This is a genomic window from Bacillus sp. DX4.1 (assembly GCF_030348195.1).
Lineage (GTDB): Bacteria > Bacillota > Bacilli > Bacillales > Bacillaceae_G > Bacillus_A.
The window spans coordinates 3,924,750-3,940,028 of record NZ_JAUCFT010000008.1 but is presented as its reverse complement, the minus strand read 5'-3'; the positions used below and the strand labels follow the sequence as shown (position 1 = coordinate 3,940,028).

At 37.7% G+C, this 15,279-nt stretch carries 13 protein-coding genes and 1 other annotated feature; of the genes, 9 read left to right on the top strand and 4 right to left on the bottom strand.

Going from position 1 to position 15,279, the window contains the following annotated elements:
* Positions 1-36 precede the first annotated feature (36 nt).
* The 7 genes from recJ (at position 37) to aspS (ending at position 9,531) form a co-directional block, all read left to right on the top strand.
* Positions 37-2,364: a single-stranded-DNA-specific exonuclease RecJ gene (recJ, locus tag QUF99_RS23095; protein WP_289373185.1), complete on the top strand. Its 2,328-nt coding sequence runs from the start codon at positions 37-39 to the stop codon at positions 2,362-2,364.
* Between the two features lie 60 nt (positions 2,365-2,424).
* Positions 2,425-2,937: an adenine phosphoribosyltransferase gene (locus QUF99_RS23090; protein ID WP_289373183.1), complete on the top strand. Its 513-nt coding sequence runs from the start codon at positions 2,425-2,427 to the stop codon at positions 2,935-2,937.
* 215 nt (positions 2,938-3,152) lie between these two features.
* Positions 3,153-5,339: a GTP diphosphokinase gene (gene relA / locus QUF99_RS23085; RefSeq protein WP_289373182.1), complete on the top strand. Its 2,187-nt coding sequence runs from the start codon at positions 3,153-3,155 to the stop codon at positions 5,337-5,339.
* A 17-nt stretch (positions 5,340-5,356) separates the two neighbouring features.
* Entirely contained in the window at positions 5,357-5,797 is a 441-nt protein-coding gene (gene dtd, locus QUF99_RS23080; RefSeq protein ID WP_289373179.1) for a D-aminoacyl-tRNA deacylase, read from the top strand.
* Positions 5,798-5,942: 145 nt separating this feature from the next.
* The gene (locus tag QUF99_RS23075; RefSeq protein ID WP_289373177.1) at positions 5,943-6,119 is read left to right on the top strand and encodes a hypothetical protein; all 177 of its coding nucleotides are present in this window, start codon (positions 5,943-5,945) and stop codon (positions 6,117-6,119) included.
* 54 nt (positions 6,120-6,173) lie between these two features.
* Positions 6,174-6,403: a binding site (T-box leader), on the top strand.
* Positions 6,404-6,471: 68 nt separating this feature from the next.
* On the top strand, positions 6,472-7,743 hold the full coding sequence (gene hisS, locus QUF99_RS23070) for a histidine--tRNA ligase (protein ID WP_286122066.1): 1,272 nt from the start codon (positions 6,472-6,474) through the stop codon (positions 7,741-7,743).
* Between the two features lie 12 nt (positions 7,744-7,755).
* Positions 7,756-9,531, top strand: coding sequence for an aspartate--tRNA ligase (gene aspS / locus QUF99_RS23065; protein WP_289373174.1), 1,776 nt, complete (start codon positions 7,756-7,758; stop codon positions 9,529-9,531).
* A gap of 145 nt (positions 9,532-9,676) precedes the next feature.
* Here the strand turns inward: aspS and QUF99_RS23060 are convergent, their stop codons facing one another.
* A complete protein-coding gene (locus QUF99_RS23060) occupies positions 9,677-11,164 on the bottom strand; it encodes a peptide MFS transporter (RefSeq protein ID WP_483298640.1) in 1,488 nt (495 codons plus the stop codon).
* Positions 11,165-11,398: 234 nt separating this feature from the next.
* Here QUF99_RS23060 and QUF99_RS23055 point away from each other — a divergent pair, with 234 nt between their 5' ends.
* Both QUF99_RS23055 and QUF99_RS23050 read left to right on the top strand, forming a co-directional pair.
* Positions 11,399-12,166 (top strand): tRNA threonylcarbamoyladenosine dehydratase, encoded by a 768-nt coding sequence (locus QUF99_RS23055; protein ID WP_289373171.1) that lies wholly within the window; start codon positions 11,399-11,401, stop codon positions 12,164-12,166.
* A 146-nt stretch (positions 12,167-12,312) separates the two neighbouring features.
* Positions 12,313-12,492 carry a hypothetical protein gene (locus QUF99_RS23050; RefSeq protein WP_289373170.1) on the top strand — a complete coding sequence of 60 codons (180 nt, stop codon included), beginning with the start codon at positions 12,313-12,315 and terminating at the stop codon, positions 12,490-12,492.
* 34 nt (positions 12,493-12,526) lie between these two features.
* On the opposite strand, the gene QUF99_RS23045 is transcribed toward QUF99_RS23050, so the two are convergent.
* The 3 genes from QUF99_RS23045 to QUF99_RS23035 form a co-directional block, all read right to left on the bottom strand.
* The gene (locus QUF99_RS23045) at positions 12,527-12,748 is read right to left on the bottom strand and encodes a DUF3947 family protein (protein ID WP_289373168.1); all 222 of its coding nucleotides are present in this window, start codon (positions 12,746-12,748) and stop codon (positions 12,527-12,529) included.
* A 107-nt stretch (positions 12,749-12,855) separates the two neighbouring features.
* Positions 12,856-13,497 (bottom strand): RsfA family transcriptional regulator, encoded by a 642-nt coding sequence (locus QUF99_RS23040; RefSeq protein WP_289373166.1) that lies wholly within the window; start codon positions 13,495-13,497, stop codon positions 12,856-12,858.
* Between the two features lie 38 nt (positions 13,498-13,535).
* Positions 13,536-14,822: a replication-associated recombination protein A gene (locus QUF99_RS23035; RefSeq protein WP_289373164.1), complete on the bottom strand. Its 1,287-nt coding sequence runs from the start codon at positions 14,820-14,822 to the stop codon at positions 13,536-13,538.
* Positions 14,823-15,279 lie beyond the last annotated feature (457 nt).

Sequence of the window (15,279 nt, the reverse complement as noted above, 5' to 3'; positions counted from 1 at the left end):
CTGTCTAGTATAATGGACGGGTTAAGGGGTGATTTCGTGTTACAAGCGAAGACGCGTTGGAAAGAAAAACATTATAACGAGGAGATTGTGAGTCAATTAGCGAGTAAGCTTCAATTGACCCCTCTTGTTACCTCGTTATTCCTCAATAGAGGTTTAGATACAGAAGAAAAGATTATGGACTTTTTAAATACAGAAAAGCAAGAGTTTCATGATCCATTTTTACTTGAAGGTATGGACCGTACGGTAGAACGCGTGCAACAAGCGATTCAGAACGGTGAACAAATTTTAATTTTTGGTGATTATGATGCGGACGGTGTGAGTAGTACGACCGTCTTGTTTCTCGCTCTTCAAGAACTGGGAGCAGATGTTGAGTTTTATATTCCAAACCGATTTACAGAAGGGTATGGACCGAATGAAGCGGCATTTCGCTGGGCACATGGTGCTGGATTCTCGCTGATCATTACTGTCGATACAGGAATTGCAGCTGTTCATGAAGCACAGGTAGCGAAAGACCTTGGCGTTGATCTAATTATTACGGATCATCACGAGCCACCGCCAGAGCTTCCTGAAGCATTGGCGATTATCCATCCGAAGCTAGAGGGTGGTGTGTATCCGTTTCATTATTTAGCAGGTGTTGGTGTTGCATTCAAAGTAGCGCATGCATTACTGGGCCGTGTACCAGAACATTTATTAGAAATTGCTGTCATTGGTACAGTAGCGGATTTAGTATCGCTTCACGGCGAAAATCGATTGCTCGTGCAGCGTGGGTTGAAACAAATGAGAGCAACAAAACGAGTTGGCTTACAAGCGTTATTTAAAGTAGGAAATGTTTCGCAAAATGAGATTACTGAAGAAAGTATTGGATTCTCACTGGCGCCGCGTATTAATGCGGTCGGTCGCTTAGAAGATGCAGCTCCAGCAGTTCACCTCCTTCTATCCGAAGATCCAGAAGAAGCGAAAGAATTAGCCGCTGAGATTGACGAACTAAATAAGCTTCGAAAAGATATTGTGAAGCAAATTACGGAAGAAGCAATTGCTGAAGTAGAAAACAACTATCCGCCAGAAAAGAATAAAGTATTAGTGTTGGCAAAAGAAGGATGGAATCCAGGTGTAATTGGAATTGTTGCTTCTAAATTGGTAGAGCGTTTTTATCGTCCAACAATTATTTTGAATATCGATCCAGAGAAACAAACAGCAAAAGGATCTGCTCGAAGTATTGCTGGCTTTGATTTGTTTGCTAACTTATCGGACTGTAGAGAGTTATTGCCTCATTTTGGTGGACATCCGATGGCGGCAGGGATGACGCTTCATATGCATGATGTAGAGGAACTACGTCGCCGTTTGAATGAACAAGCAGAGGCTATTTTAACGGCAGAAGATTTCATTCCGATTACAACTGTTGATGCAATTTGTAAAGTAGAGGATGTAACACTTTCTGCAATTGAAGAAATGCAAAAACTCGCACCGTTTGGCGTTGGGAATCCGAAGCCTCGTATTGCAGTGCAGGATGCGGAACTTGAAAGTATTCGTGCTATTGGTTCTGATGGCTCCCATTTGAAAATGGCGCTTCGTGATGGACAAGCAACGCTAGATACAATTGGCTTTGGGTTTGGTGCTTATGCGAAAGAAATTTCTCCAGTTGCCCGTGTATCTGTTGTGGGAGAAGCGTCGATTAATGAATGGAATAATTTCCGAAAGCCGCAGCTTATGGTTCAGGATATTGCTGTAGATGCTTGGCAATTATTTGATTGGCGTAGCATGCGTAATGTAGAAGCGAATATAGCGGAACTTTCACTTGAAAGAGTAACAATGATATATTTTTCTGAAGAAGTATTGAACAAGTTTTCTTTAGAAATGTATAAGGAACAACTTCAGCATGCTTCTGAAGTGACGGAGCTAGAAGATCGATATGTTGTATTGCTAGATTTACCACCTACAACTGAAGAACTTAGTAAGCTATTTATGGCTGGGTTCCCAGCGCGTATTTATACACTATTTTATCAAGAGAATAATCATTTATTTAGTACAATTCCAACAAGGGAACACTTTAAATGGTATTATTCCTTTTTACACCAAAAAGCACCATTTTCCCTGCGACAACATGGTGAACAACTATGTCGTCATAAAGGTTGGTCAAAAGATACAGTAAATTTCATGACACAGGTGTTTTTTGAGTTAGAATTTGTTACAATAAAAGACGGTGTTATTTTTATAGCAGAAGAAATGAAAAAGCGTGATTTAATTGAATCGAACACATATCGTGAGAAAATGAACCAACTGCAATTAGAAAAAGAATTGGTTTATAGCACGTATCAACAATTATATACATGGTTTGAAACGATTCGTAATCATAAAGAAATATAATAGTTAAGGCAAAGGATTTGTATTTACAGACCTTTTATATTTGAGGAGGATTCATAAAATATGGATTTTAAGCAACATATTGCAATTGTACCGGATTATCCGAAAAAAGGTATTGTGTTTAAAGACATCACACCTTTAATGAATGATGGGAAAGCATACAAAGCAGCAACAGATGCAATCGTTGCTTATGCGAAAGACAAAGACATCGACGTTGTAGTAGGACCAGAAGCACGTGGTTTTATTATTGGTTGTCCAGTTTCTTACGCATTAGAAGTAGGCTTTGCACCAGTTCGTAAATTAGGGAAATTGCCGCGTGAAGTCATTACTGTAGACTACGGTAAAGAATACGGAAAAGATGTTTTAACAATCCATAAAGATGCGATTAAGCCGGGTCAACGTGTATTAATTACAGATGACTTATTAGCGACAGGTGGAACAATTGAAGCGACAATTAAGTTAGTGGAAGAGCTTGGCGGCGTTGTGGCAGGAATTGCATTCTTAGTAGAACTTACTTACTTAGATGGTCGTAAAATGTTAGACGGTTACGATGTATTAGTATTAGAAAAATACTAATTATTATATAGGTAAAACTAGGGCGATAGAAAAAGTACCCGTGAATCTCATTGAGAGGAGCGGGTACTTTTGTATCATTGTACAAAAAGGTATAGTGAAATATCTGTAAAATCTTTTCCTTTTCACAATTCACAATCATTAGGTTATAATGATAGAATAAAAATTATTCTAATGAGTAAAAAAAAGAGGACTAATTTTCAATAAAAGGTGATTCGATGGCAAATGAGCAAGTACTAACAGCTGAACAGGTACTCGAGAAAGCGGGACATTATTTAGCGGACGATGATATTGAACTAGTAGCACGTGCCTATGAATATGCACGTGAGGCGCATAGTGAGCAATATAGAAAATCGGGCGAACCATACATTATTCATCCGATTCAAGTTGCAGGTATTTTAGTTGATTTACACATGGATCCATCTACAGTATCAGCAGGTTTTTTGCATGATGTAGTAGAAGATACCGAGATTACATTAGAAGATATTGAACGGGAATTTAGCAAAGAAATTGCAATGCTTGTTGATGGGGTTACAAAGCTTGGGAAAATTAAATATAAATCTCATGAACAGCAGCAAGCAGAGAACCATCGCAAAATGTTTATCGCAATGGCTCAAGATATTCGGGTTATTTTAATTAAATTAGCTGATCGTCTTCATAACATGCGTACGCTTAAGCATTTGCCGCAAGAAAAACAGCGTCGTATTGCAAATGAAACTTTAGAAATTTTTGCTCCTTTAGCTCATAGACTCGGAATTAATACAATTAAATGGGAGCTAGAGGATACAGCACTTCGCTATTTGAATCCGCAGCAATATTATCGCATTGTCAATTTGATGAAGCGTAAGCGTGCAGAGCGTGAAGAATATTTAGAAGAAGTGATGACAGGAATTCGCGATAAGTTAAAAGAAGTGGCGATTCAACCAGATATTTCAGGACGACCAAAACACATTTATAGCATTTATCGTAAAATGGCACTCCAAAATAAACAATTCAATGAAATTTATGATTTGTTAGCTGTTCGTGTTGTAGTAAATAGTATTAAAGATTGTTATGCGGTGTTAGGTATTATCCATACGTGTTGGAAGCCAATGCCAGGTCGTTTCAAAGATTATATTGCAATGCCGAAAGCGAATCTGTATCAATCTTTGCATACAACTGTGATCGGACCAAAAGGTGATCCGCTTGAAGTGCAGATTCGAACGAAAGAAATGCATGAAATTGCGGAGTATGGGATTGCTGCACACTGGGCGTATAAAGAAGGAAAAGTTGCCGAAGCAACGGGGACACTTGAGAAAAAATTAACGTGGTTCCGTCAAATATTAGAATGGCAAAATGAGGCTTCTAATGCCGAAGAGTTTATGGAATCACTAAAAATTGATTTATTCTCTGATATGGTGTTTGTTTTCACACCAAAAGGGGACGTAATGGAATTGCCGCTCGGTTCAGTTCCAATTGATTTTGCTTACCGTGTCCATTCTGAAATTGGGAACAAGACAATTGGTGCAAAAGTAAATAGCAAAATGGTGACGCTGGATTATAAATTAAAAACAGGTGACATCATTGAAATTTTAACGTCTAAACATTCATATGGGCCAAGCCAGGATTGGGTAAAACTTGCTCAAACATCTCATGCAAAAAATAAAATCCGTCAATTTTTCAAAAAGCAACGCCGAGACGAGAATATTGAAAAAGGTCGCGAGCTTGTTGAAAAAGAGGTACGAAGCTTAGAGTATGAGATGAAAGAAATACTGGCACCTGATAATTTAAAACGAGTGGCTGAAAAGTATAATTTCGCCAATGAAGAAGATATGTTTGCTGCAGTTGGATACAACGGAATTACTGCCGCTCAAATCGTAACAAGGTTAACGGACAAGTTCCGCAAACAGCGTGAAGAAGAACAAGACATTGTTGAAGTAAAAGAAGTTCGTAAGCCGATGAAAATTCGGAAGTGGGATTCAGGTGTGAAAGTGAGTGGAGCGGACAATTTGTTAATCCGTTTATCTAAATGCTGTAACCCGGTTCCAGGTGATGATATTATCGGATATATTACGAAAGGTCGAGGTGTATCGATTCACCGTAGCGATTGTGTCAATGTGCATACGGAAGAAGCGCAAGAGCGTCTATTAGAAGTAGAGTGGGAAGGTAATTCAGAAAAAGAAATTGAATATAATGTTGATATTGAAATTTCTGGATATGACCGTCGTGGCTTATTAAATGAGGTCTTGCAAGCTGTAACTGAAACGAAAACATATATTTCGGCTGTTTCAGGTAGAAGTGATCGCAATAAAATGGCGACAATTAATATGTCCATTTCTATTCGCAATCTACATCATTTGAAAAAAGTTGTAGAACGTATTAAACGAGTTCCGGAAATCTATGCGGTACGCCGCATGATGCATTAATAAGGAGTGTATACGATATGAAAGTTGTCTTGCAACGATCAAAGGAAGCGTCTGTTACAGTAGATGGTGAGATTGTAGGACAAATTCCGTTCGGTTTAACATTATTAGTAGGCATTACACATGAGGATACAGAGAAGGATGCAACGTACATCGCTGAGAAGGTTGCAAACTTACGTATTTTTGAAGATGAAAGCGGGAAAATGAATCATTCTGTGCTAGATATGAATGGACAAGTTCTTTCCGTTTCACAATTTACATTGTATGGAGATTGTCGTAAAGGAAGACGTCCTAACTTTATGGATGCTGCTAAACCTGACTATGCAGAGACGTTATATGATTTCTTTAATGGAGAACTTCGTAAGCAAGGATTGCATGTGGAAACAGGGCAATTCGGAGCAATGATGGATGTTTCTTTAATTAATGATGGTCCGGTGACCTTAGTTTTGGAAAGTAAATAATGGTGATTGAAGGAGCTAATACAAAATTCTGCTTGAATAGGATTTTATTTATTAGCTCTTTTCCTTTTTGATTTTTGTATAACCTGTTCATCAATATGGAACACTGTCAATAAGAAGTCCATTATTGAATGTGAGGGATATACGTATGCGTATGAATGAAAAGGGGCACTCTGTTACGGACGGAGCAAATCAATTATTTAATGTAAATTTCCATGAGTTTATTGCAAAAGAGCAGAATAATACATCACTTGAGCTTGCTTCTGAATTTGGTATTTCATTACAAGATGTAAAGCGGTTAAAGAGGCAGATTGAACGGTCCTAAGAGACTTGACAATCGCCCTGAACAAACGTATAGTAATTCTATATTTACATATGAATAGAACCGATGATAGAGAAGAGTAGATGAGAGACACATGAAAAGAGAAGAAATGTCCGGGGCTGAAAACATTTCTATATGATGACTGATCGAATGACACTCTGTAGGTTTCACTTTGAACAGCAATAAGCTTAGTAGAGGGTGAACGCAATTTAAGCGTTATTAAAAAAGTGGAAGCATACGTGCTTCAATTAGGGTGGCACCACGGGTATAATACTCTCGTCCCTACTGTGTATTCAGTAGAGACGGGAGTTTTTTATTTGCAATAAAATTATAACTATTTGAGGAGGAACTGAATATGTCTATTCAAATCCCACGCGGAACGCAAGATATTCTTCCAGGAACGGTTGAGTTATGGCAGTATATTGAAGGGCAAGCACGCGAAATTTGTCGTCGTTACAATTATAAAGAAATTCGCACACCAATTTTCGAACACACAGAACTATTTTTACGTGGTGTTGGTGATACAACAGATATCGTACAAAAAGAAATGTACTCATTCCAAGATCGTGGAGAGCGTAGCTTAACACTGCGTCCAGAAGGAACAGCACCTGTTGTGCGTTCTTACGTTGAAAATAAAATGTATGGTGATGCAACACAGCCAACGAAATTATATTATATCGGTCAAATGTTCCGTTATGAAAGACCACAAGCGGGTCGCTATCGTCAATTCGTACAATTTGGTATCGAAGCAATCGGTAGTAATGATCCAGCAATCGATGCGGAAGTTATTGCGCTTGCTGTAGAATTTTACCGCGGCATGGGCTTAAAAAATATTAAAGTTGTACTAAACAGCTTAGGTGATTCTGCGAGTCGTCAAGCACACCGTGAGGCATTAATCGCTCACTTTGAACCTCGCATCGGTGAGTTCTGTTCTGATTGCCAGTCTCGTTTAGAGAAGAACCCACTTCGCATTTTAGATTGTAAGAAGGATCGCAATCATGAATTAATGAGCACAGCGCCGTCTATTACAGAATATTTAAATGAAGAATCAACAGCATACTATGAAAAAGTACAAGAGCTATTAACAATGATGGATGTTCCATTTGAAAAAGATCCAAATCTAGTACGTGGTTTAGATTACTATCAGCACACTGTGTTTGAAATTATGAGTGAAGCAGAAGGATTCGGTGCGATTACGACATTAAGTGGTGGCGGTCGATACAACGGACTTGTACAAGAAATCGGTGGACCAGAAATGCCAGGTATCGGTTTTGCAATGAGTATTGAACGTTTAATTATGGCGTTGAAAGCTGAAAACATTGAATTACCAATTGAACATAACATTGATTGTTATGTTGTAGCGCTTGGAGAAAAAGCAAAGGATCACGCTGCGAAAGTTGCATTCGATCTTCGTAAAGCTGGATTATCAGTTGAAAAAGATTATTTAGATCGCAAAATGAAAGCACAATTTAAATCAGCAGATCGTTTAAATGCGAAATTTGTAGCTGTATTAGGGGAAGATGAGCTTGATAAAGGCATCATTAACTTAAAGAATATGGCAACAGGTGAGCAAGAAGAAGTCGCATTAGATGTATTCGCTTCATACGTAGCAGAGAAATTAATATAGGAGGAACGAACAATGGCTGAAAGAACGCATGCATGCGGAAAAGTAACAGTAGAAGCAGTTGGACAAACTGTTCAATTAAAAGGTTGGGTACAAAAGCGTCGTGACTTAGGTGGATTAATTTTCATCGATTTACGTGACCGTACAGGTATTGTGCAAGTTGTATTTAACCCAGAAACATCAAAAGAAGCACTAGAAGTAGCAGAAACAATTCGTAGCGAATATGTGTTGCACGTAGAAGGAACAGTTGTTGAGCGTGGCCAAGGTGCAATTAATGAAAATATGGCAACTGGACGCATTGAAGTACAAGCAACGAAAGTAAATGTATTAAATGCAGCGAAAACAACGCCGATTATCATTGCAGATGATACAGATGCATCAGAAGATGTTCGTTTGAAATATCGTTACTTAGATTTGCGCCGTCCTGTGATGTACAACACATTTAAAATGCGTCACGATGTAACAAAAACAATTCGTAATTTCTTGGATACAGAAGAGTTCTTAGAAGTAGAGACGCCAATCTTAACGAAAAGCACGCCAGAAGGAGCACGCGACTATTTAGTACCAAGTCGTGTACATGAAGGCGAATTTTATGCGCTTCCGCAATCTCCGCAGCTATTTAAACAGCTTCTTATGGTCGGCGGATTTGAACGTTATTATCAAGTAGCACGTTGTTTCCGTGATGAAGATTTACGTGCGGATCGTCAACCAGAATTCACACAAATCGACATCGAGGCATCATTCTTAACACAAGATGAGATCTTAGAGATGATGGAACGCATGATGACGAAAGTAATGAAAGAAGCGAAGGGTGTGGAGGTTAAAGCACCATTCCCACGTATGAAATATAGTGATGCAATGGCTCGATATGGTTCTGATAAGCCAGATACGCGTTTTGCAATGGAACTTACTGACCTATCTGAATTTGCAGCAGGTTGTGGCTTTAAAGTGTTTACAAGCGCTGTAGAAACTGGTGGACAAGTAAAAGCAATCAATGCAAAAGGTGCAGCGAGCAAATATTCTCGTAAAGATATCGATGCATTAACTGAATTTGTAAAAGTATATGGAGCAAAAGGTTTAGCTTGGTTAAAAGTTGAAGAAGATGGCTTAAAGGGACCGATTGCGAAATTCTTCGGTGAAGAAGATGCAAGCGTACTAATGAGCACATTAGAAGCAACTGCTGGTGATTTATTATTATTCGTTGCTGATAAGAAAAGCGTTGTTGCAGATAGCTTAGGCGCACTTCGTTTACGCCTAGGTAAAGAACTTGAGCTAATTGATGAAAGTAAGTTTAACTTCCTATGGGTAACAGATTGGCCACTTCTTGAGTACGATGAAGATGCTGATCGTTACTTCGCAGCGCATCACCCATTCACAATGCCATTCCGTGAAGATGTCGAGCTGTTAGAAACAGCACCAGAAAAAGCACGTGCACAAGCATATGACCTTGTACTAAATGGTTATGAGCTTGGTGGTGGATCACTTCGTATTTACGAGCGTGATGTACAAGAAAAAATGTTCAAAGCACTTGGTTTCTCACAAGAAGAAGCACAGGAGCAGTTCGGTTTCTTATTAGAAGCATTTGAATATGGTACACCACCACATGGCGGAATTGCATTAGGTTTAGATCGTCTCGTTATGTTACTTGCAGGTCGTACAAACCTTCGCGATACAATTGCATTCCCGAAAACAGCAAGCGCAAGCTGCTTATTAACAGATGCTCCAAGCCCAGTTGCAGAAGCGCAGCTTGAAGAGCTATATTTACAATTAAACGTAAAAGAAGAGAAGTAAGAACGAATCCTAGATGGTTATACTAAAGCCATCTAGGATTTTTTTTAGGGTAGTGTTCTTAAATTTCATTGTATATTGTAAGTTTACAAAGGTAAAAATGAAAAAGCTGGTGCAATACCAGCTTTTCGTTTTGATCAAATGAATATTAGTGGAGCCCTTTCATGAAGCTTTGAATTTTTGTTGATAGCATAAATAATGTTATACTTAATACGATAGATATAGCTCCAATAACTCCAAAGTAAATGATTTCTGTTGCAGGATTGTATAATTTTACAACCTGTGCATTTATAGCTTGTGCGGATGCAGTAGATAAAAACCATAAACTTATTGTTTGTGCTGAAAACGCAGCTGGAGCTAATTTTGTTGTTATTGATAATCCTGCAGGTGATAAACAAACTTCTCCAATTACTATTAACAAAAAGCTAAGAACTAACCAGATAGGACTTACTAGAGAATCTGTACCGTTAATATAAGCAGGAATAATCATAATCAAGAATGATAATCCAGCAAAAAGTAATCCGATAGCAAATTTATTTGTAGTAGAAGGTTGGCGTGTATTAAGTTTTACCCAAACCCATGCAAATAATGGTGCCAGTATTACTATAAATATAGGACTCAATGATTGAAACCAGGCAGATTGTATTTTGAATCCAGCAAATTGTAACTGGGTCCGCTGATCGGCATAAGTAGCTAAAATAATTGCACCCTGCTCTTGTATAGCCCAAAACATTGTAGCTGCAATAAATAACGGTATATAAGCAAGAAGGCGAGAGCGTTCAATTTTTGTAGTTTTTGGACTACGATACATATAAATGAAGTAGCAAATAGGAATAATAATTCCTAAAATACTTATTAAAAAAGTAAAACGATTAATAGTTAATAACCCAGTGGGTATTGTAACAGCACATAAGAATATTATAACAAGTATACTTATGCTAAATTGTTTAAGTGTTTTCTTTCGTTCAATACTTGTTAAAGGGTTTGGGATTTGTGTACCAGCTAAACCAAGAGTCTTCTTTTTCGTAAACACGAATATTGATAAGCCTACCATCATACCAACTGCCGCAATTCCAAAACCAAGATGGAAATTATATTGTTGACCTAATGTACCAACAACAAGAGGAGCTACAAGAGCACCTAGATTAATGCCCATATAGAAAATGCTAAACCCGGAGTCTCGACGTGTGTCTGATTCACTATATAAATTTCCAACAATACTAGAGATGTTTGGTTTTAATAATCCTGTTCCAAGTATTAAAAATATCATCGAAATAAATAAAGTAGTAATACTACCTGGCAGTGATAGAATAAGGTGACCAACCATAATTAAAATGCCGCCCCAAAAAACAGTTTTACTTGAACCAAGTAGACGATCAGAGACCCAACCACCAATAATACTGGACATATATAATAGGGATCCATAAATCGCCATAATCGAGGTGGCAGTAGCTTGATCAATCCCTAATCCGCCTTTTGCAATGGAATAATACATATAGTAAAGTAATATGGCCCTCATTCCATAATAAGAAAATCTTTCCCAAAATTCCGTAAAGAATAAAGTAAATAAACCTTTAGGATGTCCAAAAAAACCTTTTTGTGGAAGACTCTCAATAATTTCGTTTTTTTCTTTCAAATCCATAATGTTATCTCCTTAATATATTTAGATATTATTTCAGTATAACTTAAGGGTTTTGATTTTAAAACAAATTTTTAAGTTTACTTCATCTAGTCATTGAACGATTCGGATTCCTTTGTTATGTTTTTGGAATATGTATTTTTAGGAATTCTATAACTTTTTCTATACAAATAGTCGGAAAAACGCTAGAATACATGGTAGACCATTTTTGTAATAGGAGTGTAGAGCTGAATGTTACATCAATTTTCACGTAATGAATTAGCCTTCGGAAAAGAAGGGCTTGAAATATTAAAAAATAGTACAGTTGGTATTCTAGGAATTGGCGGCGTAGGCTCATTTGCAGCAGAAGCTTTAGCACGTTCTGGTGTAGGACGCCTTGTGTTAGTTGATAAAGACGTTGTTGATATTACAAACGTCAATCGCCAAATCCATGCATTAATTTCTACTGTTGGCCGTTCAAAAGTAGAATTAATGAAAGAGCGTATTGCCGATATTAACCCAGACTGTGAAGTCATCACATTAGAAATGTTTTATACAGATGAAACATATGAAGATTTCTTTAAATACGGTTTAGACTTCGTAGTTGACGCATCTGATACAATTACATTCAAAATTCATTTAATTAAACAATGTTTACGTAGAAAAATTAAAATGATTTCAAGTATGGGTGCAGCAAATAAAATGGACCCAACTCGTTTCCGCATTGCGGATATCTCGAAAACACATACAGATCCAATTGCGAAAGTTATTCGTACGAAGCTTCGTAAAGAAGGCATTAAAAAAGGTGTAAAGGTTGTTTTCTCAGATGAAAACCCAATCGTTATTCGTGAAGAAGTTCGTAAAGAAATTGTTCCAGACGAAAATGCAAAAATTCGTAAAGCGAAATTACCACCTTCCTCAAATGCGTTCGTTCCATCTGTGGCTGGTTTAATTATGGCAAGTTACGTTGTGCGTGAACGTTTGAAACACGTAGAAGTAAAACGTGTTGGACAAGAGTGAAAGATAAAAAAGCGTATGTTCCATTAGGGGGACATACGCTTTTTTGTGATTGTATAACCGAGTTGTTGAAAGCTATTTACTATTAATCTAAAAATTGTTGATATTTATATAAATATCAACAATTTTTTTGCGAAAGAGGTGGTGGAATGAAGTTTACACGATCTGTTGTACGTTTCATATTGTTTGCTTGTCTATTATTGCTTTCCGCATGTAATCAATATGAAGATTATTGGGTGTTAGAGAAATCAGGGATAATGACGTTTTTTGTAAGTCGTTATCCCTCTGTTTTTTTAGGAATGATTCGGTTCAGTGACAATAATACATAATAAAGGCTTATGAAAGGAAAGCGGTAGGCTTCCCTCATAAATAGTAGATTGAGCCAAATGGAATTGTTGAGAAATCAGCTGGATATATATCTTGATGTATGAAATGCATAGGATGATGATAGTATTGTACGATGGGATGGTGATAGTACGGCATAGATTGCACTGCATGATAAACTGCATGAAGTGTCTCTTGTGCCCCAGCTAGTGTGATGGCTGAACCAACTTGCCTTTCGTTGTTAAAGTAATGATTTATCACAATGATTCATCTCACTTTTTTATAATAGTTGAATTACCTTTTACATGTTATGTCTATGTACTGAACCAGGTGTTTTATTTCATTACCTGAAGAGGAAGTAGTCTTATTTATTGTGAGATAATATCTAAATTTCCGTTCTGATCCATCTTAAAAATAGGTGCAATCTGTTCCTCGTGGCCATCTAGCAGAACAAGTTTCCGAGCGCGATCCATAATTCTAACGAGTATTTCATAATCTTCTTGCACAGCTTGTTGTTGTTTCGTAAGTGCTGCAAGTTTTGTTTCCAATTCCGTATTTGTCTTTTGTAATGTTGTGAGTTGTAGGTGCAATGTTTCATTTTCAGTTTGTAACTTTGCTAGATGGGGACTGCTTTGTTCCAGGTTTTGCAGAAATGAGACAACATCTTGCATTGTAAGTGAAGGTTGCTTCGTTATAAGTCCTTCTGAAAACTCAGCATCAATTACGACGTGTTTCTTCGGCTCTGGTTTTAATAGCTGTTGTGTCTCTTCATTTGCAAGAGAACGTTTGAACTCTTTTCTTTGTTTTTTTGCAATTTGTACAGCTTCTTCGTAATTTTGCCTAACTTCTGCATTCCAGCGGAAACCGCAGGCGGCAGAAGTGCGATTTAATTCATCGCCAACTTCATCGAATGCTTTTAACTGTGTACTGCCTTTGCGAATGTGACGTAAAACGGTTTCTGCTAAAAGGAGATCTTCTTCTCCCGTCCATGCATCTTGGCGTGTTTTCATAAGCGAAACCTCCATATATCATGTCGTTTTCGCTTATATTACCCTTTTGAATTACTTTTATGCGAACTTTGCAATTTTTCATAGACAGAGGAGAGTGCTTGTTCGAACTTCCCTGTTTTTTTTGGTTTATAGTATTGTCTGTTTTTAATTTTATCAGGTAAGTATTGCTGCTCTACCCAGCCGTTTGGATAATCATGTGGATATAAGTATCCAATTCCTCTACCGAGTGTTTCTGCACCTTTATAGTGGTTATCTTTTAAATGACTCGGAACATCACCAGTTTGTCCATTTCGTAAGTCGTGCAGTGCTGCATCGAGAGCTTTATAAGCTGAATTTGATTTTGGTGACAAACAAAGTTCAATGACAGCATTTGCAAGTGGAATACGAGCTTCCGGGAAGCCGACGCGTTCCGCTGATTCAATGGCAGCTAGTGTTCGTTGTCCTGCTTGTGGATTCGCGAGTCCAATATCTTCATATGCCATAATAAGAAGGCGTCTGCCAATGCTCTGTAAATCACCAGCTTCAATGAGTCTTGCTAAATAATGAAGTGCGGCGTTGACATCACTTCCGCGCACTGATTTTTGGAAAGCAGATATGACGTCATAATGAGCATCGCCCCCTTTATCATGAACGAAGCTTTTCTTCTGTAAGCATTCTTCCGCAATTTCTAGCGTGATGTTGGCTGCCTGGTCATCTGTTGTAAAGCTAGATAAGACAGCGAGCTCAAGTGCATTATAAGCAGAACGCATATCTCCTCCTGAAGCATTTGCAAAGTGCTGCAATGCATTGGCTGTAACAGTTACATCATACTCACCGAGCCCTTTTTCTTTGTTGTCTAGTGCTCGTTGTAAACCAATTAAAATATCATTCCCTGTTAACGCATGCAGTTCAAAGATTTGACATCGGCTTCGAATGGCAGAGTTAATCGCATGAAACGGATTACTTGTTGTGGCTCCGATTAATGTGAGAAGGCCGCTTTCTAAATGTGGTAATAGAAAATCTTGTTTTGCTTTATCTAGGCGATGGACTTCATCTAATATTAAGACGAGATGACGATGCATTTTTGCTTCTTGCACGACTACTTCCATATCCTTTTTATTATGAGTAACAGCATTTAATAGACGAAACGGTGTTCCGGTACTGCCAGCAATTGCACTAGCAATCGATGTTTTTCCTGTACCCGGAGGGCCGTATAAAATCATAGATTGGAAATGGTTCGCTTGTACCATTCGCCATAAAATTTTCCCTTCTCCAACTAAATGCGTTTGTCCGATCACTTCTGTAATATTTGTCGGCCGCATCCGATGTGCAAGTGGTTGTTTCATTATGACCGTCTCCCTTAGTTTATAGTCTGTTTCTATGTTATCATTTTTTTAGGGGGGAAATGAAATTCAGCACAGCTGTATGAAAGTGATTACAAGATGATTTTTTTCATTTTTCTATTTATTGTAATAATTCCCGAGTTTTTCAATGTGTTTTTTTCCCGTATTAACGGGCAGTAATATCCCCACCTCAAAATTCAATAAAAGAAAAGACGTTAGGTGGGGGATAAACTGCTCATAAAAGCCCGATTGGTGAGGGCTAATAATCAGCGGGGGATGAAGCTTCCTGCTGATTAAAGTTTCACTTTATGTTATCATTTTGAATACACAAGTTGAAATTTCTTATAATACTATATTATGCTATAATTTCATAGGATTTTGATTTTTAAATCGTGTTTTTCTTACGAATAAAAGAATAACTGACCAATAGAAGTGAAATTTTGAAAAGAGGTGCGGAATA

Coding starts and splice junctions, on each gene's coding strand:
- QUF99_RS23090 (WP_289373183.1), top strand. CDS start 2,425: ATGGATTTTAAGCAACATATTGCAATTGTACCGGATTATCCGAAAAAA.
- relA (WP_289373182.1), top strand. CDS start 3,153: ATGGCAAATGAGCAAGTACTAACAGCTGAACAGGTACTCGAGAAAGCG.
- dtd (WP_289373179.1), top strand. CDS start 5,357: ATGAAAGTTGTCTTGCAACGATCAAAGGAAGCGTCTGTTACAGTAGAT.
- QUF99_RS23075 (WP_289373177.1), top strand. CDS start 5,943: ATGCGTATGAATGAAAAGGGGCACTCTGTTACGGACGGAGCAAATCAA.
- hisS (WP_286122066.1), top strand. CDS start 6,472: ATGTCTATTCAAATCCCACGCGGAACGCAAGATATTCTTCCAGGAACG.
- aspS (WP_289373174.1), top strand. CDS start 7,756: ATGGCTGAAAGAACGCATGCATGCGGAAAAGTAACAGTAGAAGCAGTT.
- QUF99_RS23055 (WP_289373171.1), top strand. CDS start 11,399: ATGTTACATCAATTTTCACGTAATGAATTAGCCTTCGGAAAAGAAGGG.
- QUF99_RS23050 (WP_289373170.1), top strand. CDS start 12,313: ATGAAGTTTACACGATCTGTTGTACGTTTCATATTGTTTGCTTGTCTA.
- QUF99_RS23040 (WP_289373166.1), bottom strand. CDS start 13,497: ATGAAAACACGCCAAGATGCATGGACGGGAGAAGAAGATCTCCTTTTA.
- QUF99_RS23035 (WP_289373164.1), bottom strand. CDS start 14,822: ATGAAACAACCACTTGCACATCGGATGCGGCCGACAAATATTACAGAA.